The 20,599-nt window shown below is 62.5% G+C and carries 18 protein-coding genes and 1 pseudogene; 8 read left to right on the top strand and 11 right to left on the bottom strand.

Going from position 1 to position 20,599, the window contains the following annotated elements:
• Nucleotides 1–158: 158 nt before the first annotated feature.
• Complete coding sequence (locus tag LMG28727_RS20470) at nucleotides 159–1,172, bottom strand: AraC family transcriptional regulator (RefSeq protein WP_201644110.1); 1,014 nt, start codon at nucleotides 1,170–1,172, stop codon at nucleotides 159–161.
• Between the two features lie 391 nt (nucleotides 1,173–1,563).
• Between LMG28727_RS20470 and dalD the strand changes: the two genes are divergently transcribed.
• From dalD to LMG28727_RS20455, 3 genes are all read left to right on the top strand, one after another.
• Nucleotides 1,564–2,976 carry a D-arabinitol 4-dehydrogenase gene (dalD, locus tag LMG28727_RS20465; RefSeq protein WP_201644109.1) on the top strand — a complete coding sequence of 471 codons (1,413 nt, stop codon included), beginning with the start codon at nucleotides 1,564–1,566 and terminating at the stop codon, nucleotides 2,974–2,976.
• A 112-nt stretch (nucleotides 2,977–3,088) separates the two neighbouring features.
• Nucleotides 3,089–4,570, top strand: coding sequence for a xylulokinase (gene xylB, locus LMG28727_RS20460; RefSeq protein ID WP_201644108.1), 1,482 nt, complete (start codon nucleotides 3,089–3,091; stop codon nucleotides 4,568–4,570).
• Nucleotides 4,571–4,646: 76 nt separating this feature from the next.
• Nucleotides 4,647–5,594 (top strand): sugar-binding transcriptional regulator, encoded by a 948-nt coding sequence (locus LMG28727_RS20455; protein ID WP_201644107.1) that lies wholly within the window; start codon nucleotides 4,647–4,649, stop codon nucleotides 5,592–5,594.
• Between the two features lie 30 nt (nucleotides 5,595–5,624).
• Here the strand turns inward: LMG28727_RS20455 and LMG28727_RS20450 are convergent, their stop codons facing one another.
• The 7 genes from LMG28727_RS20450 to LMG28727_RS20420 form a co-directional block, all read right to left on the bottom strand.
• Nucleotides 5,625–5,921: a DUF1330 domain-containing protein gene (locus LMG28727_RS20450; RefSeq protein ID WP_201644106.1), complete on the bottom strand. Its 297-nt coding sequence runs from the start codon at nucleotides 5,919–5,921 to the stop codon at nucleotides 5,625–5,627.
• A 69-nt stretch (nucleotides 5,922–5,990) separates the two neighbouring features.
• Nucleotides 5,991–7,100: an ABC transporter ATP-binding protein gene (locus tag LMG28727_RS20445; RefSeq protein WP_074765520.1), complete on the bottom strand. Its 1,110-nt coding sequence runs from the start codon at nucleotides 7,098–7,100 to the stop codon at nucleotides 5,991–5,993.
• A gap of 122 nt (nucleotides 7,101–7,222) precedes the next feature.
• Nucleotides 7,223–7,921 carry an HAD family hydrolase gene (locus LMG28727_RS20440; protein ID WP_201644105.1) on the bottom strand — a complete coding sequence of 233 codons (699 nt, stop codon included), beginning with the start codon at nucleotides 7,919–7,921 and terminating at the stop codon, nucleotides 7,223–7,225.
• Complete coding sequence (locus tag LMG28727_RS20435; protein WP_201644139.1) at nucleotides 7,918–8,751, bottom strand: carbohydrate ABC transporter permease; 834 nt, start codon at nucleotides 8,749–8,751, stop codon at nucleotides 7,918–7,920. Before LMG28727_RS20435 ends, LMG28727_RS20440 begins: the two co-directional genes overlap by 4 nt.
• Nucleotides 8,752–8,789: 38 nt before the next feature.
• Nucleotides 8,790–9,725: a carbohydrate ABC transporter permease gene (locus LMG28727_RS20430; protein ID WP_201644104.1), complete on the bottom strand. Its 936-nt coding sequence runs from the start codon at nucleotides 9,723–9,725 to the stop codon at nucleotides 8,790–8,792.
• Between the two features lie 211 nt (nucleotides 9,726–9,936).
• A complete protein-coding gene (locus tag LMG28727_RS20425) occupies nucleotides 9,937–11,259 on the bottom strand; it encodes an ABC transporter substrate-binding protein (protein ID WP_201644103.1) in 1,323 nt (440 codons plus the stop codon).
• Between the two features lie 99 nt (nucleotides 11,260–11,358).
• A complete protein-coding gene (locus tag LMG28727_RS20420) occupies nucleotides 11,359–12,141 on the bottom strand; it encodes an L-iditol 2-dehydrogenase (protein WP_201644102.1) in 783 nt (260 codons plus the stop codon).
• 377 nt (nucleotides 12,142–12,518) lie between these two features.
• On the opposite strand from LMG28727_RS20420, the gene LMG28727_RS20415 reads away from it, so the two are divergent.
• The 4 genes from LMG28727_RS20415 to LMG28727_RS20400 all read left to right on the top strand — a co-directional run bounded on the left by LMG28727_RS20415 (nucleotide 12,519) and on the right by LMG28727_RS20400 (nucleotide 15,978).
• Entirely contained in the window at nucleotides 12,519–12,998 is a 480-nt protein-coding gene (locus LMG28727_RS20415; protein WP_201644101.1) for a Fur family transcriptional regulator, read from the top strand.
• Nucleotides 12,999–13,242: 244 nt separating this feature from the next.
• Nucleotides 13,243–14,214: a metal ABC transporter solute-binding protein gene (locus tag LMG28727_RS20410; protein ID WP_201644100.1), complete on the top strand. Its 972-nt coding sequence runs from the start codon at nucleotides 13,243–13,245 to the stop codon at nucleotides 14,212–14,214.
• A complete protein-coding gene (locus LMG28727_RS20405; RefSeq protein ID WP_201644099.1) occupies nucleotides 14,211–15,203 on the top strand; it encodes an ABC transporter ATP-binding protein in 993 nt (330 codons plus the stop codon). The genes LMG28727_RS20410 and LMG28727_RS20405 overlap by 4 nt, the downstream gene beginning before the upstream one ends.
• Nucleotides 15,196–15,978: a metal ABC transporter permease gene (locus tag LMG28727_RS20400; RefSeq protein WP_201644098.1), complete on the top strand. Its 783-nt coding sequence runs from the start codon at nucleotides 15,196–15,198 to the stop codon at nucleotides 15,976–15,978. The genes LMG28727_RS20405 and LMG28727_RS20400 overlap by 8 nt, the downstream gene beginning before the upstream one ends.
• Nucleotides 15,979–16,043: 65 nt before the next feature.
• Here LMG28727_RS20400 and fghA read toward each other — a convergent pair whose 3' ends face one another.
• The 3 genes and pseudogenes from fghA to LMG28727_RS20385 all read right to left on the bottom strand — a co-directional run.
• Nucleotides 16,044–16,907 carry an S-formylglutathione hydrolase gene (gene fghA / locus LMG28727_RS20395; protein WP_201644097.1) on the bottom strand — a complete coding sequence of 288 codons (864 nt, stop codon included), beginning with the start codon at nucleotides 16,905–16,907 and terminating at the stop codon, nucleotides 16,044–16,046.
• 15 nt (nucleotides 16,908–16,922) lie between these two features.
• On the bottom strand, nucleotides 16,923–18,029 hold the full coding sequence (locus tag LMG28727_RS20390) for an S-(hydroxymethyl)glutathione dehydrogenase/class III alcohol dehydrogenase (RefSeq protein WP_042321278.1): 1,107 nt from the start codon (nucleotides 18,027–18,029) through the stop codon (nucleotides 16,923–16,925).
• A gap of 452 nt (nucleotides 18,030–18,481) precedes the next feature.
• Nucleotides 18,482–18,667, bottom strand: a pseudogene (locus tag LMG28727_RS20385) (FGGY family carbohydrate kinase); the annotation flags it as partial.
• A 489-nt stretch (nucleotides 18,668–19,156) separates the two neighbouring features.
• Between LMG28727_RS20385 and LMG28727_RS20380 the strand changes: the two are divergent.
• A complete protein-coding gene (locus tag LMG28727_RS20380) occupies nucleotides 19,157–20,566 on the top strand; it encodes a nucleobase:cation symporter-2 family protein (RefSeq protein WP_201644096.1) in 1,410 nt (469 codons plus the stop codon).
• The last annotated feature ends 33 nt before the right edge of the window (nucleotides 20,567–20,599 follow it).

Raw genomic sequence — 20,599 nt, 5'->3', positions numbered from 1 at the left:
GCTGTTGAGGGAATTGCGTCATGGTTGTCTCCGTTATTAAGGTTGAACGCGTCCCTCACGCTGTCCTGGGACGGCGCGATACGTGTCGAACGCGGGGTGAAGTAAAGCGCTTCGGCTACAGGCCAGGCGCGCGAACTACGCTACATGGACTACATGAATCAGTTGGATGGCCGCTGATTAGCCGGGGCGCGCTTTAGCGGTGGATACGCGGCGGCAACATTGGGCGGCAAGCCAGGCGCAAGCACGATGGCCGGTGCATCGTCGATACCTGCGCCACGGGCGGCGGCTTCTTCGGACGCATCGCGGCTCGCGTCGTTCAGTTGCTGATAGCGGCGGAATTTCGACGGCGCCATGCCCTTCACCGCCAGAAATTGCCGGTTGAAATTCGACAGGTTGTTGAAGCCCGCCTTGAAACAGATATCGGTGACGCTGAGATCGTCGTCGGTCAGCAACTGACACGCGAGGTTGATGCGCATACGGTTCACGTATTGAACGAAGGGTAAGCCGGTATGCCGGCGGAAATATCGCGAGAACGCACTCACACTTTGGCCGGCGAGTTGCGCGAGATCGGACTCGCGCAATTCATTCGCGAGATTCTTGCCGATATACGACAGCACATGATTGATACGGGTCGATGCAAAACCCGTCGGGTCCGCCTGATACGCAGGACTTGCCAGCGTCTCGCGATCTTCCGCGTTCATCAGGATTTCGAGCATCGACATGAACAACACCAGACGCTGCAATCCACGCGCGGCCAGCAATTCATGGAACAGCGGAAAAATCGCCGCACTGGTCTGCGCACCGAACGACAGCCCGCGCCGCGAGTCCGCGAGCAGAGTTTCGACTTGCCGCCACTCAGGAAAACTGTCGATGCAACTCGACACGAACTCCTGTCCGAATTGCACGACCAGATTGCGTTGCGTGATCGACTCGCCTTGCGGCACGTCGCTGACCCAGTTGTGCGGCAGGTTTGGCCCCATCAGCACGAGATTGCCAGGCGCAAAGCTGCTGATGTGATCGCCGACGAACATCTTGCCCGTCGTCGCCACAATCAGATGAATTTCGTATTCCGGATGAAAGTGCCAGCGCACCGTCCGGTACGGATAACCATGCGACCACACTTTGAACGATTCGTCGCGGCGTACGGCCACGATCTCGAGATCGGGTTGCACTGTCTGCCTCCATGATGCGGTTCGCCGGGGCGCCGCAGAGCTTCATCTTGTATAGCGAAAAGTAACCCTCAACCGCGCGATCCACCACTAGAAATGAGACCGCGGACCAATACTTTTTTGCATTCGGGTTACTCCTGGCGACCTGAATGTCAAGTTTGGTGCAATGCAATACGGATAAAACCCGGCCGCGAAGCGCCTCCCGTCTGACGGCAAGCTCGGCCAGACCACGCTGCAAGCCCCGCCACGCCGCGCTGCGCCACAAAAAAGCCGATGCAGTCGCCTTGACATTCGTTTCAGCGGGTACGATCATTCGCTCACATGCAGAGCAAATGCTCCATATTAAGAAATCGCACGCTCCGTGCCGTGCGAATGAAGACTTTAGGAGACGCACATGAACAGCGGGCAAAGCAGCGGCGCGGCCGCACACGTGATCCTGCACATCGGCGCGGGATCGTTTCATCGCGCGCATCAGGCGTGGTATCTACATCGGCTGAACGAGGCAAAGGTGGCGGGCGAACCGCACTGGTCGCTCACGGTCGGCAATATTCGCAGCGACATGAACGCGGTGCTCGACGCGCTCGCCGCGCAAAAGGGTGTCTATACGCTGGAGACCGTCACGCCGCAGGGCGAGCGCGCGTATGAAACGATTCGCTCGATCGAGCGCGTGGTGCCGTGGACCGAAAGTCTCGACGGATTGATCGAGGCCGGCGCCGATCCGGCCTGCAAGATCATCGCGTTCACGGTCACCGAAGGCGGCTATTACCTCGACGAAGAGGACGAGCTCGATACCGCGAATCCCGACCTCGCCGCCGATCTGAAGGGCGGCCACACGACGATTTACGGCGCACTGGCCGCCATTCTCGATGCGCGGATGAAGCGCGGCGCTGGCCCCGTCACGCTGCAAACCTGCGACAACCTGCGCAGCAACGGCGAGCGTTTTCATGCGGGCATGAGCGAGTTTCTGGAGCGGCGCGGCACGGATGAACTGGCGCAATGGTTCGACGACAACACCGCCTGTCCGAGTTCGATGGTCGACCGGATTACGCCGCGCCCGACGCCGGACGTGAGCGAACGTGTCAAGGCCGCGACCAGGGTCGACGACGCGTGTCCGGTCATGGGCGAAGCGTTTATCCAGTGGGTGATCGAAGACCGTTTTATCGCCGGACGCCCCGCGTGGGAAAAGGTCGGCGCGGAACTGGTCGACTCCGTGATGCCGTACGAGGAAGCGAAAATCCGCATTCTCAACGCGACGCACAGTTGCATTGCGTGGGCGGGTACGCTGGTCGGGCTGAACTACATCCACGAAGGCACGCTCGACGCGGATATCCACAAATTCGCGTTCGATTACGTGAGCGAAGACGTGATTCCGTGCCTCACGCCGAGTCCGCTCGATCTCGAGCGTTATCGCGATGTGGTGCTGGAGCGCTTCGGCAATCCGTATATCCAGGACACGAATCAGCGCGTCGCCGCCGATGGCTTTTCGAAGTTGCCCGGTTTTATCGCGCCGACGCTGTCCGAATGCTTTGAACGCGGCGTCACACCGGCGGCGACGGCGATGTTGCCCGCGCTGTTCTTCCGCTTTCTCGAACGCTGGCATACCGGCAAGTTGCCGTATGCGTATCAGGACGGCGTAATGGACGACAGCGTCGCGCATGGCTTTTTCGCGGCGCCCGATCCGTTGCAGGCGTTTGCTGCCGACCGGCTGCTGTGGGGCAGCATGGCGCAGACCCCGGAGCTGGAATCGGCGCTGGGTGGCGCGCTGGCACGCGTCGACGTATGGCTCGCCAAACGCGGCGCGCTCTGAGCAACGCTTAAACTTCCCTCGATTCACGCGCGGTGCCAGGCTTAATGCGCATGGCACCGCGCGCCATGTGCAGCTAAAGTAGCGCATCTCTAACGACGAAGGTTCCGCGCCCATGTATCTCGGCATCGACCTCGGCACGTCCGAAGTGAAAGTCCTGCTGCTCGCGTCCGATGGACGCGTGATCGGCACCGCAGGCTCCCCGTTTACCGTTTCGCGTCCGCATCAGCGCTGGGCCGAACAGAATCCCGAAGACTGGTGGACCGGCACGCGCGCAGCGCTCGCCGCATTGCGCGCGAAGCATCCCGACGAATTCGCGCAGATTCGCGGCATTGGTCTGTCCGGGCAGATGCACGGCGCGGTGCTGCTCGACGCGCAAGACCGCGTGCTGCGGCCGGCGATCCTGTGGAACGACATGCGCAGCGACAAAGAGTGCGCCGAACTGACCGAGCGCGCGCCCGATCTGCACAGCGTCGCCGGCAATCTGGCCATGCCCGGTTTCACCGCGCCGAAGCTGTTATGGGTCGCGCGCCACGAGCCGGACATTTTCGCGCAGACCGCCTGCGTATTGCTGCCGAAAGATTATCTGCGCCTGCAACTGACTGGCGGCAAGGTATCCGATCCGTCCGATGCAGCCGGTACGTTATGGCTCGACGTCGCCAAACGCGACTGGTCCGACTCCCTGCTCGCCGCGTGCAATATGACGCGCGCGCAGATGCCGGGCCTCGCCGAAGGCAGCGCGCCGTCCGGCACTCTGCTGCCTGCCGTGGCGCGCGAATTCGGTTTGAGCGACGGCGTGGTCGTCGCGGCCGGCGGCGGCGATAACGCGACCAGCGCGATCGGCATCGGCGCGACGCAACCGGGCGACGGCTTCGTATCGCTCGGCACGTCGGGCGTGCTGTGCGTGGTCGGCGACAGTTTCCGGCCGAATCCGGCCTCCGCGGTGCACGCGTTCTGTCACGCGATTCCGGATCGCTGGCATCAGATGAGCGTGGTGTTGTCGGCGGCGAGTTGTTTGCGCTGGGTCTGCAAGCTCACGTCCACCGACGAACCTACGTTACTCGCCGAAATCGAGGCGCTCCCCGCCGATGCGCTGACCACCGCGCCACTGTTCCTGCCGTATCTATCCGGTGAACGCACGCCGCACAACGACCCGTATGCGCAAGGCGTGTTCTTCGGCATGAACCACGCAACCGATCGCGCGTTGCTCGGCTACGCGGTACTCGAAGGCGTGACGCTCGCGCTCACCGACGGCCTCGACGCGCTGCGTGCCGCCGGCACCGAAGCGAAGGCCCTGTCGCTGCTCGGCGGCGGTGCGCGCAGCGACTACTGGGCGCAGCTGCTGGCCGACGCACTCGACACTGCTACGCGCAAGCACGGCGGCGGCGAAACCGGCGCAGCGCTCGGCGCGGCCCGCCTCGGCTGGCTGGCCGCCGGCGGCGATCCGGCCATCGTGCTGACCAAACCGCCCATCGAAAAGGAATTCACGCCGAACCCGCGCCGCCATGCCGAACTGCGCGCGCGGCTCGAAGCGTATCGTGCGCTTTACCGCCACGTGCGCCCGTTGTTCGACCCGGCGCGAGCCCCGCTCGCCTGACCGGTCACTCGCAGCCGGCCCCGTTGAGAGTCGGGACCGGCTGCTATCGTCGGCGCACTTCAAGCGAACCGTTACCGTGCCCAAATCAACAGAAAAATTAGATCTTGCTACCCGTGCGGCGTGGCTGTACTACGTCGCCGGCAATACCCAGAATGAAATCGCCGAGAAGTTGCAGGTCTCACGCCCGGTCGCACAACGGCTGGTCGCCTTCGCTGTCGAAAAGAATCTGATCCGTGTGCGGGTCGATCACAAACTCGCCGACTGCCTGGCGCTCGCCGATCAACTGTCGAAGCGCTATGGACTCTCCATGTGCGAAATCGTCCCGATCGACGGCGACGCGTCGGACGAAGTCGACCGCAAACTGGCCGTGGCCGGCGCGCAGGTGATGGAGCGCTATCTCAATGCGGACAAGCCGATGGTGGTCGCCGTGAGCAGCGGCCGGACCCTGAAGGCCGCAGTCGACCAGATCGCGCAACTGGACCGTCCGCAGCACCGGTTGGTATCGATGGTCGGGGCGATCGCCCAGGACGGCTCCTCGAACCGCTATGACGTCGCGCTGCACATTTCCGAGAAGACCGGTGGCAAGCATTTTCTGCTGCCCGCGCCGCTGCTTGCCGATAGCGAAGCCGAGCGCGCGCAGTGGTGCAATCACCGGCTGTACCGGATCGTCGAATCGCTGTCGGCAGAGGCGGATGTCGCGTTCGTCGGCATCGGCAATATCGGCTTGAAATGTCCGCTGCACGAAGACGGCTTTATTACGTCGGCGGAAGTGAAGGAGTTGATGCAGAACGGCGCGGTGGCCGAAATGCTCGGCCTGCCGATCGACGCCGCGGGCGCGCACGTCGAATCGCCCACGGGCCGGCGCGTCACGAGCATTGCGCTCGACGCGCCGCCGCGTCGTCCGACGATCGGCTTTGCCGGCGGACAACGCAAACGTGAAGCGCTGATCGCGGTGCTGAAGGGCGGCTGGTTGTCGGGGCTGGTGACCGATGAACTCTGCGCACGGGCGGCGCTGGAAGCCTGAGCACCCCGCTGCTTACAAGCCCACTAAACACTAAACCAGCGGTAACCCTTCGGTGATGATGATCCGGTAGTCGCCGCCTTGCAGCCGCGTCTGACTCACCTTCTGATACGCCGGACTTCGGTACCACGCGAGCGCTTCGTCATAGCCGGTGAATTCGAGAATCAGGATCTCCTCGATGGCCGGGCCTTCCACCACTTCCTTGCGCCCGTGACTCGCGAGCATCATGACCGGATGCTGCTCGAAGACGGCGGGCGCGACCTGCTTGTACTCTTCGAGCTTGGCAGGGTCGAGCGTTTTCTCGCGTGTGATGACGACATAGGCGGGCATGAGCGTTTCCTGGTCAGGACAAGAAGGAAAGCTAAATAGAAAACTGCGCGCCCGCCGCTTACTCCATCGTCACGCGGCCAGCACCTCGACGATCTTACGCTGGAATGCTTTCCCTTCGCTGTCGAATAAATGGCAGTGTTCGGGCGTGGCGCCGAGCTTCTGGGTCTCACCTTTGGTATGACGTTCGAGCGGCGGAATCCGTGCGATCAGACCGTCCGGTGCGACGCCCGATTCGGCGTACAGATACGCAGCGTCGCCGAGCGATTCGATGGCCATCGTGCGCGCCGAGATGCCGTCGTCGGTCGTGCCCACGTGCAGATGCTCGGGACGAATGCCGACGGTCACCTTGTCGCCCTGCTTGACCGCGCCGGGTTCCACCGCGACGCGCTGCGTCTCGCCGGTTTCATAGCGAACCGTGACGCCGTCGTGGGTAACCGACTGCACTACGCCTTCCATGAAGTTCATTTTCGGCGAGCCGATAAAGCCCGCGACGAAGCGGTTGGCCGGTGCGTGGTACAGCATCGTCGGGCTCCCCACCTGTTCGAGATTGCCCGCCGACAACACGACGATCTTGTCGGCCAGCGTCATCGCCTCGACCTGATCGTGCGTCACGTAAATCATCGTGGTCTTCAGTTCGTCATGCAGACGCGCGAATTCGAGGCGCATTTTCACGCGCAGTGCGGCGTCGAGGTTCGACAGCGGTTCGTCGAACAGGAACACCTTCGGCTTGCGCGTGATCGCGCGGCCAATCGCTACGCGCTGGCGCTGCCCACCCGACAACTGCTTCGGCTTGCGATCGAGCAGATGGTCGATGTGCAGGATCTTCGCGGCATTGCGTACGGCCGCGTCGATTTCCGGCTTCTTGGTGCCCGCGAGTTTCAGGCCGAATGCCATGTTGTCGTACAGCGTCATGTGCGGATACAGCGCGTACGACTGGAACACCATCGCAATGCCGCGCTTGGCGGGTGCCACGTCGTTCACGCGCACGCCGTCGATGGTGAGATCGCCGCCGCTGATATCTTCGAGGCCGGCAATCATCCGCATCAAGGTCGATTTACCGCAACCGCTCGGGCCGACAAACACGACGAACTCGCCGTCCGCGATGTCGAGGTTGATGTCGCGCATGACTTCGTTGTCGTCGTACGCCTTTCTGATGTTGCGCAGAGTTACGCTTGCCATGATGTGTCTCCGTGTATTGCTGTGCTGTTCTGTGCTGTGTGCTGACTGTCTGTTGCTTCAGCCAGATCACGTACTTTGGTTGGCCCCGCCACCGTCTCGTTCTGCCTGCCGATGCGCCGCGCTCAGGGCGCAGCCGCCGTACTCAAGGTCCATTGTGCGACCAGATCGGGTAATTGACGCATATCGTCGAAAACGTGGCGCGCGCCCGCTGCATGCAGCTTGTCGATCTGCGCGTCACTCGCATGACCACCGCCGATAAATCCCAGCACCGTCATGCCCGCCGCCGTCGCCGCCGTCACGCCCGTCACGCTGTCCTCCACGACGAGACACGACGCAGGCGCAAGCCCCAACCCTTGCGCCGCCGCCAGATAGACATCGGGCGCCGGCTTCGGATTCGGCACTGCATCGGCACAAAACAGCCGGTCGCCGAAAAACTGCACGAGGCCGGTGCGCGCCAGCACGGTCTCCACATACGGACGAAAGCTGTTGCTCGCGCAGCTCTTGACCAGCGGTATCTGTGCCAGCGCGGCCTCGATCCCGTCGACCGCCGGCGCCTGCATCGCTGCGGTTTCCACCGCGCGGCGGATCGCCTCGATATCGTCGGCGCCAAGGCTTTTGCCAAGCTGTGCCGCCGTGCCTTCCAACACTTTCTCGATGCGTAGGCCCAGCAGCGGCAGCACCACCGGCTCGACATCGGTGTGGGGCCAGCGTGCTTCGAGTTCATGCACCAGCATCCGCGCCGCGACCGCTTCGCTGTCGATCAGCACGCCGTCGCAATCGCAGATCAACGCCAGATTACGCTCGTTCGTCCCTGCGGTCATTTCACCGCCCCGAACGTAAGACCGCGCACCAGTTGCTTCTGCGACAGCCAGCCGACGATCAGGATCGGCGCGACCGCCAGCAGCGAAGCAGCAGACAGCTTGGCCCAGAACAACCCCTCAGGACTCGAATACGACGCGATGAACACCGTCAGCGGCGCAGCATTCGAACTCGACAGGTTGATACTCCAGAATGCTTCGTTCCACGACAGGATCACCAGCAGCAACGCGGTCGAGGCGAGCCCCGGCAGCGACATCGGCATCAGCAGATAGACGATTTCCTGCCACGTCGCCGCACCGTCGATCCGCCCGGCTTCGAGAATGTCGCGTGGGATTTCCGCGAAATACGTGAACGACATCCACACCGCAATCGGCAGATTGATCAGCGTGTAGACGATCACGAGACCCGACACCGTGTCGAGCAGCCCGCTGTTTTTCCACAGCAGATAGATCGGCACCAGTACGCCGACCGACGGCATCATCTTGGTGGACAGCATCCACAGCAACACTTTTTGCGTGCGGCGCGTCGGGAAGAACGCCATCGCATACGCGGCGGGCACGGCCAGAATCAGGCAGAGCACCGTCACCCCGACCGAGATCAGGATCGAATTCCACGCGAACGAAAAGTAGTTGCTGCGCGCGAACACCTCGCGGAAGCTTTCGAGTGTCGGCGTGAAAAATAGCGACGATGCGTAGGCCTGCTGCTCGGTCTTGAATGCGGTAATCGTCATCCAGAAGATCGGGAAAAACAGCAGCAGCGCGACGAGCCACGCAATCACGCCAGGAATGCCACGGCGGATTACGTCGAACGGCGACTTGGCCGGCACGGTCATGGGCGTCGTCGACGACGCCGGGGTGGAGGCAACGTGGCTCATTTTTCGTACTCCCCTTTCAGGTTCTTCGCGAGCATCCGCACCAGGAAGAACGACACGATATTAGCCAGCACGACAGCGAGAATGCCGCCCGCCGATGCGAGACCGACGTCGAACTGCTGCAGGCCCAGCGAGAAAATCAGGTACGACAGATTGGTGGTCGCCGTGCCCGGACCGCCGCCCGTGGTCGTATAGATTTCGGCGAAGATCGACAGCAGGAAAATCGTTTCCATCATCACCACCACCGCGATCGCGCGCTTCAGGTGCGGCAGCGTGATGTAGAAGAACATCGAGAACGGACCTGCACCGTCTATCTTCGCGGCTTCCTTCTGCTCCTGGTCGAGCGACTGGATTGCCGTGAACAGGATCAGGAACGCGAACGGCAACCACTGCCACGCGACGATCATGATCACCGCCGTCAGTGGATAGTCGGCGAACCAGTCGATCGGCTGCATGCCCATCGCGCGCATGCCCTGCGCGATCAGGCCATACACCGGATGCAGGATCATGTTCTTCCAGATCAGCGCGCTGACGGTCGGCATCACGAAGAACGGCGCGATGGCGAGCAGTCGCGCGACGCCCTGGCCGTAAAACTTGCGGTCGAACAGAATCGACATCAGCACGCCGCCGACCACCGTGATCACCAGTACGGAGATGATCAACTCGAGCGTGTGCATGATCGACGGCAGGAACGACGGATCGGTGGCGAGATACCGATAGTTGTCGAGACCGGCGAAACCGCGAATGTCCGGATTCAGCAGGTTGTAGCGCGAGAACGAAAACCAGATCGTCATCGCGAGTGGAATCGCCATCCACAACACCAGCACGGCGACCGACGGCGTCGCTAGCCAGCGTGCTGAAGTGGCCTTGCGGGCTTCACGTTCTTGTTCAGTCTGGGGATGGGCATGCATGATAGGTAGGCGCAAAGGACGCATGATTGACCACCTGTTCGGTATTGCGCGGGTCGTTTGCCTGAGCCGTATAAACCGCCCGATCCGGCTGGACGGCATGAGCCACTGCGGCGCCTTCGGTGCCACAACGCCCGCTCGCGGCGGAACAGGTCCGCTGTGCTGCGTGGGCCGGCTGACGGGCGTCAGCCGGCGCGTGCCACATTAACCGTGTGGCTGGTTTCCCAGCGTGGGCGGCTTACTTCTGATAGCCGGCCTGCTTCACTGCGCGATCCGCAGTGGCATTGCCTGCTGCCAGCGCCTGGTCGACCGTCATCTGACCGGCAATCGCACCGGAGATGCTCTGACCGACCACCGTGCCGAACGACTGGAACTCAGGAATCCCGACAAACTGCACACCGGTGTACGGCACTGGCTTGAGCGTCGGATGATCCGGGTCAGCCGTTTCGATCGCTTTCAGCACGAAAGCGCCGAACGGTGCGGCCTTCTGGTACTCAGGACGCGCGTACGTGGATTGACGCGTTCCCGGCGGCACCGAGGCCCAGCCTTCGTCCTTCGCGACCAGTTCGATGTATTCCTTCGAGGTCGCCCACGCAATGAACTTCTTGGCCGAGTCCGCCTGCTTCGACGACTTCGGAATCGCCAGCGCCCAGGCCCACAGCCAGTGCGAACCCTTCGGCGTAACGGCGATCGGCGCCGCGGCGAAGCCGACCTTGTCCGCGATCTGCGACTGGCTCTTGTTGTAGAGCATGCCGGCTGCAACCGTCGCGTCGATCCACATCGCGCACTTGCCCGACGACATCAGCGTGAGGTTTTCGTTGAAGCCGTTCGAGCTGGCTCCCGGAGGGCCGTCTTTACGCAGCAGATCGACGTAGAACGTCATCGCCTTCTTCCATTCCGGCGAGGTGAGCTGCGCATTCCACTTTTCGTCGAACCAGCGGCCGCCGAACGTGTTCACGACCGTCGTGCCATACGCCATGTTCTCGCCCCAGCCCGCCTTGCCGCGCAGACAGATGCCGTACTGGCCGTTGGCCTTGTCGGTGAGCTTGTCGGCGAATTGCGCGATCTGGTCATAGGTCGGCTGATCGGGCATCTTCAGGCCGGCCTTGTCGAACAGGTCCTTGCGGTAGTACGTCATCGAGCTTTCGACGTAGAACGGCAGCGCGTACAACTGGCCGCCGCTGGACAGGCCGTCGCGGGCCGTCTTCACGACGTCGTTCAGATCGTAATCTGCCGGCAGGTTGGTGATCGGCGCGAGCCAGCCGCGCTTGCCCCATTGCGGGGTTTCATAAGCGCCGATCGTCATCACGTCGAACTGGCCGCTGCCGGTCGTGATGTCGGTCGTCGCGCGCTGACGCAGCACGTTTTCTTCGAGAATCACCCAGTTCAGCTTGATGTCCGGATTCGCTTTTTCGAATGCGGGCGAGAGCTTCTTCAACTCGATCATGTCCGGGTTGTTCAGCGTGGCGATCGTCACCGTCCCTGCCGATGCGCTCAGCGTGAAGCACGCGACAGCGCCGGCACTCGCCGCTTTCAGCGCGGATTTGAAGGCTGGTTTCATGTGTTGTCTCCTTTTCTCGTACGTTATGTGGTGCTGCGTCTGTTTTACGAAAATGACGGTGAACCGAGCATGGCTCGCGCCTGAGATCGGCTCATCCGCCTAGCTCATCCAGTTACCGCCGTCGACGTTCAGGGTTTGAGCCGTGATGTAATCGGCGTCCGCCGAAGCGAGAAACAAGGCGGCGCCGGTCAGGTCGTCGGGCACGCCCATGCGCCCGAGCGGCACCGCTTCGCCGACCAGGCGCTTCTTCTCGCCGAGCGGCCGGTTTTCATAACGGGCGAAGAGCGCGTCGACGTCTTTCCACATCGGCGTGTCGACGACCCCCGGCGCAATGCCGTTCACATTGATCTTGTGCGGCGCGAGCGCCAATGCCGCCGATTGCGTATAGCTGAGCACGGCCGCCTTGGTCGCGCAGTAGTGCGACACGAGTGCCTCGCCGCGCCGCCCGGCTTGCGATGACATATTGATGATCTTGCCGCCATGTCCCTGCTCGACCATTTTTCGCGCGACGGTTTGCATCAGGAAGAACATGCCCTTCACGTTGACCGCGAACAGGCGGTCGAACACGTCCCAGGACTCATCGAGGATCGGGCGCATGTCGAACAGCGCCGCGTTGTTGAACAGAATGTCGACCTGGCCGAACCGCTCCAGCGTGCTTGCCAGAATGCGTTCGATATCGTCGCGACGCGTGACATCGGCACTGACGCTCAGCACGCGCTCGCCGTGAGTGGCGCGCAGCGCGTCGCCGAAACTGTCGGCCGGTTTCACGTCGACCAGCACGCAGCGCGCGCCTTCGTCCAGATACCGTTTGGCCACGGCTTCACCGATTCCGCTTGCCGCGCCCGTCAGAATAGCCACCTTGTCTTGCAATCGTGCCGACACTGCCTGTCTCCGGTTCGTTCTGCTTCTTGAGATTCTTGCCGCGCAGTGAGCGAACGCTCGTTGCGTGATCAATTGCTCTGTTTGTGATCGAATGATCGGATACGGACCGGGTCATGTCAAGGCGCTCAATCAGATTTCGATGGTGCAGCGCGGCAGGAGCCTCGCGTGCATTGGCTACCCTCCCCAACCTTGGTACTGGAAGTTGCGGACATCCAATCCGCATTTCTGCACCGCCTGCTGACAAAAATTCGAGATACGTTATATCATTCCGACCTTGCTTCGATTCAGCTACGCGACGAAGCACGAGCGTCTGCTTGATCCGCCTGTTTGATAACCCCTGTTGCCACTGATCGCCACTTCGCGAGGAGGTCCACGCCATGGCTATGTCGATTGCTGAACAGCGCGCCGTGCGACTTGCGCACGCCGAAGCGCATGCGGTATTGCATGGGCTTGCGCTGACGCCGCTGCGTCGTCAGGTGTATGCGGCGATCGTGGCCAGCGAGCGGCCAGTTGGCGCTTATGAGTTGCTGGATACGCTCGAACCGCAGCGCGGCCGGATGCCGCCCACCACGGTTTATCGCGCGCTCGACTTTTTGCTGGCGCACGGCTTCGTCCACCGGATCGAGTCGAAAAATGCGTTCGTGGCCTGCTGCGAGATCGGCGTGCCGCATCGCAGCCAGTTTCTGATGTGCGACGGTTGCGGCGCGACCGTCGAGATTCCCGGCGACGACCTCGCCGATCAGTTGTCGCATAGCGCGCCCGCGCATGGCTTCGAGGTGCGTCGCCAGGTGATTGAACTGAGCGGGTTGTGCGCGTTGTGCGCTAGTGCGGAGCGGGCGGCGGGAGCGTCGGCATGACGTCGGCCTCGACGGGCAGTCTTGAGCGCGGCGGCATGCTTCGCGTTTTGCCGGAGGTTTGCCTGACGTTGGCAGCACGCCACGTCCAGCATCAAAGCCGTCGGCCCACGCCGTTTCGCGCCAGTCGCGAGGTCGCGCTTCAATCCACCCAGCCGGAACGTCTACACGTCAGGCGGCGCGTTCGATCACTCGCCTCAGCTCAACGTCAGTGATTCATTCAACTCTTACGCAGCAGGAAACAACGATGAAAAAAATCGGCTCGATGTGGATGGGCGCGCAGCGTGCGCTGAAGTTGTCGAAGTACCTGGCCGCAGGCGCTGCGGCGTTCGCGCTCGCGCACAGCGCGTTCGCCGCGGACGCGAAAATCCCCGTCGTCGCGGCGGAAAACTTCTATGGCGACGTGGTGCAGCAACTCGGCGGTGATCGCGTCGATGTCACCAGCATTCTCAGCAACCCGGATCAGGATCCGCATCTGTTCGAAGCCAGCCCGAAAACCGCACGCGCGTTGCAACATGCGAGCCTTGTGGTCTACAACGGCGCCGACTACGATCCGTGGATGGCAAAATTGCTGGCCGCGTCGAAGGGAGCGAAGCGCACGGTCATCGTCGCCGCCGACCTCACCGGCAGGAAAGGCGGCGATAATCCGCATCTCTGGTACGACCCGGCGACCATGCCGAAAGTAGCGCACGCAGTGAGCGAAGCACTCATTGCGGCTGACCCGGCGCACAAGTCGGCGTACGATGCGAACCTCGCGAAGTTTCTCGATTCGCTGAAGCCAATCGACGCCAAAGTCGCCGACCTGCATGGCCGCTACGCGGGCCTGCCGGTCACGGCGACCGAACCGGTGTTCGGCTATATGTCGGACGCGATCGGGCTGACCATGCGCAACCAGCGCTTCCAGCTCGCAGCGATGAACGACACCGAAGCCAGCGCGAGCGATATCGCCGCGTTCGAACGTGATCTGCGCGACAAGCAGGTGCGCGTTCTGATCTATAACAGCCAGGCAACCGAGGCCTTGACCCAACGCATGTTGAAACTCGCGCAGCAATCGAAGGTGCCGACCATGAGCGTCACTGAAACCGAACCAGCCGGCAAGACCTATCAGACGTGGATGCTGTCGCAGCTCGACGCGCTGAGCACGGCGCTGGCCGCAGGCGACGCGAACGGCGCGAAAGCAGCGGGTGTCACGTCGGGCGTAAAAGGAAAAACCCAATGACTTCGACTGGCCGCAACGCGCCAGCTAGTGCGCCTGCGGGCGCCTCCCACCCGGCCGCTAGCGGAGCGCCGGCGCCCGTGCTCGAACTCGACCGCGTGACGCTCGAACTCGGCGATCGCACGATTTTGCGCGACACCGGGTTTTCGGTGAATCAGGGCGAATTTATCGGCGTGCTGGGGCCGAACGGCGCGGGCAAGACCACGCTGATGCGCGCTGTACTCGGCCTTGTGCCGGCGGCGCAAGGCACGATCCGCGTGCTCGGGCAGCCAGTGGAGCGCGGTAACGCGTCGATCGGCTATATGCCGCAAACACGCAGCGCGCTCGCGGGCCGGCGCGTGCGTGGCCGCGATTTCGTCGCGATGGCCGCCGATGGGCACCGCTGGGGCTTGCCGCACGCGGACGCGAAAACCCGCGCGGATGTCGAGCGCGTGCTGGATCTGGTCGGCGGTCTGAAGCTGGCCGAACGGCCTTTGTCGGAACTGTCGGGCGGCGAGCGTCAGCGTCTGCTGCTCGCGCAATGCCTGCTCGGCAATCCGAAGCTGCTGCTTCTGGACGAACCGCTGATCAGTCTCGATCCGCATCATCAGAAGAGCGTGGTCGAACTGGTGCGGCGCGTGCAGCGGGAACTCGGCATCGCCGTGCTGTTTTCGGCGCATGAGTTGAATCCACTGCTGAACTCGCTCGACCGCGTGCTGTATCTCGGCAGCGGCGTGGCCGCGCTTGGCACCGTCGACGAAGTGATTACGCGCCCGGTGCTGTCGCGCCTGTACGGTTCGCCGATCGACGTGATGCGCGTGAATGGCCGCATCTTCGTGATGTCGGGCGACGTCGAAGTCGAGAAACACGATCACGAGCACGAACACGACGAAGCCGGCGGTCATTCACACTCACACTCGCACGGACATTCTCACGGGCATTCGCACGACCACGGCGGCGCGCACGGCCACTCACACCACGACTCACGCGACGGACACAAGCACGATGTTTGAATACGATTTCATGGTGAACGCATTCGCGGCGTCGGGGATCGTCGCGGTGCTGGCGGGCGTGGTGGGCTATTTTCTGGTGATGCGCGGACAGACCTTCGCAGGCCACGCGCTGTCGCACGTCGGCTTCACCGGTGCGACCGGCGCGGTGCTGATCGGCATCTCGCCGATCTGGGGGATGATCGGCTTCACGCTCGCGGCCGGCGTCGGCATGGGCGCGCTCGGCGAGCGTCTCGCGGGGCGCGACGTGGCGATCGGCGTGATTCTGTCGCTGTCGCTCGGCTTCGGCTTGCTGTTTCTGCACTTCTTCACCGCGTACGCGACGCAAGTCACGGCGCTGCTGTTCGGCAACGTGCTCGGCGTGAACTCGTCGACGCTGGTTGTGCTGGCCGCGTTGGGCGTGGTCAGCCTGGGCGCGTTGGCCGCGATCATGCGGCCATTGCTGTTTGCGTCGTTGCAGCCGGAACTGGCCGAAGCCAAAGGCGTATCGTTGCGCCGCGTGTCGGTGCTGTTTCTGGCTATTGCGGCGCTGGCTGTCGCCGCGTGTACGCAGATCGTCGGCGTATTGCTGGTGTTCACGCTGATGGTCGGTCCGGCTGCCGCCGCGCAAAACATGACGACGCGCCTGTCGACCGGACTCGTGCTCGCTGCGGTGTTTGCGCTGGTGCAGGCGTGGCTGGGTCTGACGCTGGCGTTCTATACGGACTGGCCGACGAGCTTCTGGATCACCGTGCTGTCGGCGGTGGTGTATGGCGGGAGTTTGTTGCGGCGGCGCTAAGCCGGGAGGTTGTTCGATGACGGCGGCGGGTGCGTCTGCGTACCACCGTCATCGAGACTACGCGATCAGCTGAGCAACACCTTCGCGTGATGCGCGAGATGATCCTCGATGAACGTCGAGATGAAGTAATAGCCGTGGTCGTAACCCGCGTGACGCCGTAACGACAGCGGTTGACCCGCGGCCTGGCAAGCGGCTTCGAACACATCCGGATTCAGTTGCTCAGCGAGGAATTGATCCGCCAGACCCTGATCCACCAGAATCCCTTCTGCGAACTTGCGCGACGCGCGTGCAACCAGCTCGCTCGCGTCGTACTGCTTCCACGCTTCGCGGTCGTCACCCAGATAGCCGCCGAACGCTTTCTCGCCCCACGGGCAACGCGTCGGTGCGGCAATCGGCGCGAACGCCGATACCGACCGATAAATCGCCGGATTGCGCAGCGCCAGCATCAACGCGCCGTGACCACCCATCGAATGCCCGAAGATGCCGAGCCGCGCGCCGTCCACCGGCAGATTCGCGAGCACCGTTTCGCGCAGTTCATCGCGCACATACGAGTACATCCGATAGTGCTGCGCCCACGGCTCCTGCGTCGCATCGACATAGAACCCGGCGCCCACGCCGAAGTCCCACGCCGCGCTTTCGCCCGGCACGCCCGCACCGCGCGGACTCGTATCGGGCGCGATCAGCGCGATGCCATGCTGCGCGGCGAAACGCTGCGCGCCGCCCTTCATCGGAAAGGTTTCTTCCGTGCAGGTCAGACCCGCGAGATAGAACAGCGCGGGCACGTTCGCGTTCGGCTGCAAAGCCTGCGGCGGCAGGTACACCGAGAAGCGCATCGGCAGACCGATGGTCTGCGACGCGTGCCGGTAAAAGCGCTGCTCGCCGCCGTGGCTCGCGTGCGACGACAATAGCTCAGGCGTGTTTTCAGGCATCGCGACGCTCCCCGTTTAGTACAACACGACCGAGCGGATCGATTCGCCCTTCTTCATCAGATCGAAGCCTTCGTTGATGCGTTCGAGCGGCAGACGGTGCGTGATCAGGTCGTCGATATTGATCTTGCCTTCCATGTACCAGTCGACGATCTTCGGCACGTCGGTGCGGCCACGTGCGCCGCCGAATGCCGAGCCCTTCCACTCGCGGCCCGTCACCAGCTGGAACGGCCGCGTGCTGATCTCCTCGCCCGCCGCCGCCACGCCGATGATGAACGACTGACCCCAGCCCTTATGCGTGCATTCGAGCGCCTGACGCATCACCTTCGTATTGCCGATGCATTCGAACGAGTAGTCGGCACCGCCATCGGTGAGTTGCACAATGTGATCGACCACGTTCTCGACTTCGTTCGGGTTGATGAAGTGCGTCATGCCGAATTTCTTCGCGAGTTCGACACGGCCCGGATTCAGGTCCACGCCGATAATCTTGTCCGCGCCCACCATCTTCGCGCCTTGAATCACGTTCAGCCCGATGCCGCCGAGACCGAACACCACGACGTTCGCACCGGCCTCGACCTTCGCCGAATACACGACCGCGCCGACGCCCGTCGTCACGCCGCAGCCGATGTAGCAGATCTTATCGAACGGTGCATCTTCACGCACTTTCGCGACCGCGATTTCCGGCACGACGATGTAGTTCGAGAACGTGGACGTGCCCATGTAGTGGAACAGCGGCTTGCCGTCGAGCGAGAAACGCGAGGTCGCGTCGGGCATCAGGCCCTTGCCTTGCGTCGAGCGGATGGCCTGGCACAGGTTGGTCTTACGCGACAGACAAAATTTGCACTGGCGGCACTCCGGCGTGTAGAGCGGAATCACGTGATCGCCCTTCTTCAGCGTGCCGACGCCCGGACCTGTATCGACGATCACGCCCGCACCTTCATGGCCGAGAATCGCCGGAAAGATGCCTTCAGGGTCCGCGCCCGACAGCGTGTAGTAGTCGGTATGGCAGATACCCGTTGCCTTCACTTCGATCAGGACTTCGCCGGCACGCGGCCCTTCGAGATCGACTTCTTCGATCGTCAACGGGGCGCCGGCTTTCCATGCAATTGCTGCTTTCGTTTTCATCGTGAGTGCTCCTGTGAGTCTGTGAATGCAACGCGTCGCGCTTGCTTTGCTTTGCTGCGCGGCGCGCGGGTGTCGGGCTGTTGCGTTGATGCGTTTTTGTGCTGTTGTGCTGTCGCTGCGTTGTGCTGTCGCTGCGTTGTGCGTCTGAGCTTCTCGCGCCGGTTTCGCATGCGGTGCGACGCTCGCGTACGGGCCTGGCGATTACGGCGCTCGCCTTACGGCTTACGGCAGGCAATCGACCCCGGCAACGCGCCGCCTCCATGCCGCCGGTACTTCCGCGTTCCCGCCTCGACGTTCGAACCTCGCGCTTCAACATAGCGCGCGAAAAGCGTAATGGTATTGCAAAGTGCGTCACGGCATTGTCCATCCCGGACATCGCGCAGGCTAGCGCGGCGTTGTGTCGCCGAACCAGCTTTCTACCCGGCCATAAAGATCGAGGAAACGTTCGTAACGTCCGGCAAGCGCGCCATCGCATCGCACAACGCACGCCACCATGTTTGCACCGCTGTTTCGGCCCAACCGGGACGGGGTGTTTCGAGCGCATACGCGACGCTCGCCACCGCCTGCTCGCGGCCGTGTTCGTCGACGATTGCCACTTTGACGGAACCGGTGCCGAGATCGATGCCGAGGAAACTCATGGGCGATTGCACGTGAAGTGACGGGGATCAGGAAAACGGAAGCCAACGAAAGACACGCGCAACATGCAAAAAAACACGCGAGTCTTCACACGAAAAACATCCGGAAACGCACCGGCAAAAAGCATCGATTTCTATGTTCTCGCGGTCTTGCGCAAACCCGCGCGAAAACGCGCCGAACATCCCAAATCGCGGGTTAACCCCGCCAGACAGCGAGCCATGTCAAAACAGGACTATGCGCTGAGCGGGATACACCTCATTGATTCTCACACATATCCCTTTCACCCGGGCACACCGGGCGCGCGTCGCTGAATCGCCGCTGCAAGGGGCTGAGCGCGTCGGCAGGATTCACACACCTTTAATTCTCCTTTCAATCGACGCCCACCCATATCGTCACCGGGAATGCCGGAATAGGCCCCAGTGGTCTTGTTGCACATTTTCGTCCCCGATACCTTGGAGTCATTCCCAAAACAGATTGGTGGAGACAGAGATATGCAATCGAACACGGTTCACCCGTGCGACGAGAGACTGCCCGCAGCCCAGTTGCTCACCCTCGGCATTCAGCACGTTCTGGTGATGTACGCCGGGGCGGTCGCGGTGCCGCTGATCATTGGCGCCGCGCTCAAGTTGCCGAAAGACCAGATCGCGTTCCTGATCAGCGCCGATTTGTTTTCCTGCGGTATTGCCACGCTGATCCAGACCCTCGGGCTGTGGATCTTCGGCATTCGCCTGCCGGTCATCATGGGCTGCACGTTCGCAGCCGTCGGTCCGATGGTCGCGATCGGCACCAATCCGTCGCTCGGCATTCTCGACATCTTCGGTTCGACCATCGCGGCCGGGGTGGTCGGCATTCTTCTCGCGCCAATGGTCGGAAAATTGCTGCGCTTCTTCCCGCCTGTGGTGATCGGCGTGGTGATCTCGGTGATCGGGTTGTCGCTGATGGAAGTCGGCATCAACTGGGCGGCCGGCGGCGTAGGCAATCCCGATTACGGCAATCCGATCTACCTGGGTCTGTCGCTGCTCGTGCTGATGCTGATCCTGCTGATCAACAAGTTCGCGAAAGGCTTCCTCGCCAACATCTCGGTGCTGCTCGGCATCGTCGCCGGTTTCCTGATTGCGCTGGCGCTCGGTCGAGTCAACATGGACGGCGTCACGCACGCGCCGTGGGTCGGCTTCGTGATGCCGTTCCACTTCGGGCTGCCGCACTTCGATCCGCTGTCGATCGCGACGATGGTCACCGTGATGTTCGTCACGTTCATCGAATCGACCGGCATGTTCCTCGCAGTCGGTGACATGGTCGATCGTCCGGTCGATCAGAAGGCGCTCGTGCGCGGTCTGCGTGTGGATGGTCTGGGCACGCTGATCGGCGGCATCTTCAACTCGTTCCCGCATACCTCGTTCTCGCAGAACGTCGGCTTGATCGGCGTGACCGGTGTGAAGAGCCGCTTTGTCTGCGCGATGGGCGGTGTGATCCTCGTGCTGCTCGGCCTGTTTCCGAAGATGGCGCAGGTGGTCGCGTCGGTGCCAGCCTTCGTGCTCGGCGGCGCGGGCATCGTGATGTTTGGGATGGTCGCGGCGAACGGCATCAAGGTGCTATCGAAGGTCGACTTCGTGAAGAACCACCACAACCTGTTCATCGTCGCGGTGAGTATCGGGCTCGGTCTGGTGCCGGTCGTGTCGCCGCACTTCTTCTCGAAACTGCCGCCGGCGCTGTCGCCGCTGCTGCATAGCGGGATTCTGCTGGCTTCGGTGTCGGCGGTGGTGCTGAACCTGATCTTCAACGGCGTGAAGAGCGAGAAGAAAGCGCGCTGCGAGATTCGTCATGCCGGACATGATTTCGACGGACGTGCGGGAAACGAAGCGCAGGGAGATCAGATGCTGCGCGCGGTGGATTTGCATTGAGGTGATGGAGCCTGCCGCGACGAGTGGCAGTGC

Origin of the sequence: Paraburkholderia metrosideri (assembly GCF_904848625.1) — a bacterium.
GTDB classification, from domain to species: Bacteria; Pseudomonadota; Gammaproteobacteria; order Burkholderiales; family Burkholderiaceae; genus Paraburkholderia; species Paraburkholderia metrosideri.
Note: the sequence above shows the minus strand (reverse complement) of the source record. Positions and strands in the feature narration are given on the sequence as shown.

Bases quoted from the DNA above. Each gene is read 5' to 3' on its own strand.
- dalD (WP_201644109.1), top strand. From the start codon at position 1,564: ATGAACAGCGGGCAAAGCAGCGGCGCGGCCGCACACGTGATCCTGCAC.
- xylB (WP_201644108.1), top strand. From the start codon at position 3,089: ATGTATCTCGGCATCGACCTCGGCACGTCCGAAGTGAAAGTCCTGCTG.
- LMG28727_RS20450 (WP_201644106.1), bottom strand. From the start codon at position 5,921: ATGCCCGCCTATGTCGTCATCACACGCGAGAAAACGCTCGACCCTGCC.
- LMG28727_RS20445 (WP_074765520.1), bottom strand. From the start codon at position 7,100: ATGGCAAGCGTAACTCTGCGCAACATCAGAAAGGCGTACGACGACAAC.
- LMG28727_RS20440 (WP_201644105.1), bottom strand. From the start codon at position 7,921: ATGACCGCAGGGACGAACGAGCGTAATCTGGCGTTGATCTGCGATTGC.
- LMG28727_RS20435 (WP_201644139.1), bottom strand. From the start codon at position 8,751: ATGACCGTGCCGGCCAAGTCGCCGTTCGACGTAATCCGCCGTGGCATT.
- LMG28727_RS20430 (WP_201644104.1), bottom strand. From the start codon at position 9,725: ATGCGTCCTTTGCGCCTACCTATCATGCATGCCCATCCCCAGACTGAA.
- LMG28727_RS20425 (WP_201644103.1), bottom strand. From the start codon at position 11,259: ATGAAACCAGCCTTCAAATCCGCGCTGAAAGCGGCGAGTGCCGGCGCT.
- LMG28727_RS20415 (WP_201644101.1), top strand. From the start codon at position 12,519: ATGGCTATGTCGATTGCTGAACAGCGCGCCGTGCGACTTGCGCACGCC.
- LMG28727_RS20410 (WP_201644100.1), top strand. From the start codon at position 13,243: ATGAAAAAAATCGGCTCGATGTGGATGGGCGCGCAGCGTGCGCTGAAG.
- LMG28727_RS20405 (WP_201644099.1), top strand. From the start codon at position 14,211: ATGACTTCGACTGGCCGCAACGCGCCAGCTAGTGCGCCTGCGGGCGCC.
- LMG28727_RS20400 (WP_201644098.1), top strand. From the start codon at position 15,196: ATGTTTGAATACGATTTCATGGTGAACGCATTCGCGGCGTCGGGGATC.
- fghA (WP_201644097.1), bottom strand. From the start codon at position 16,907: ATGCCTGAAAACACGCCTGAGCTATTGTCGTCGCACGCGAGCCACGGC.
- LMG28727_RS20390 (WP_042321278.1), bottom strand. From the start codon at position 18,029: ATGAAAACGAAAGCAGCAATTGCATGGAAAGCCGGCGCCCCGTTGACG.
- LMG28727_RS20380 (WP_201644096.1), top strand. From the start codon at position 19,157: ATGCAATCGAACACGGTTCACCCGTGCGACGAGAGACTGCCCGCAGCC.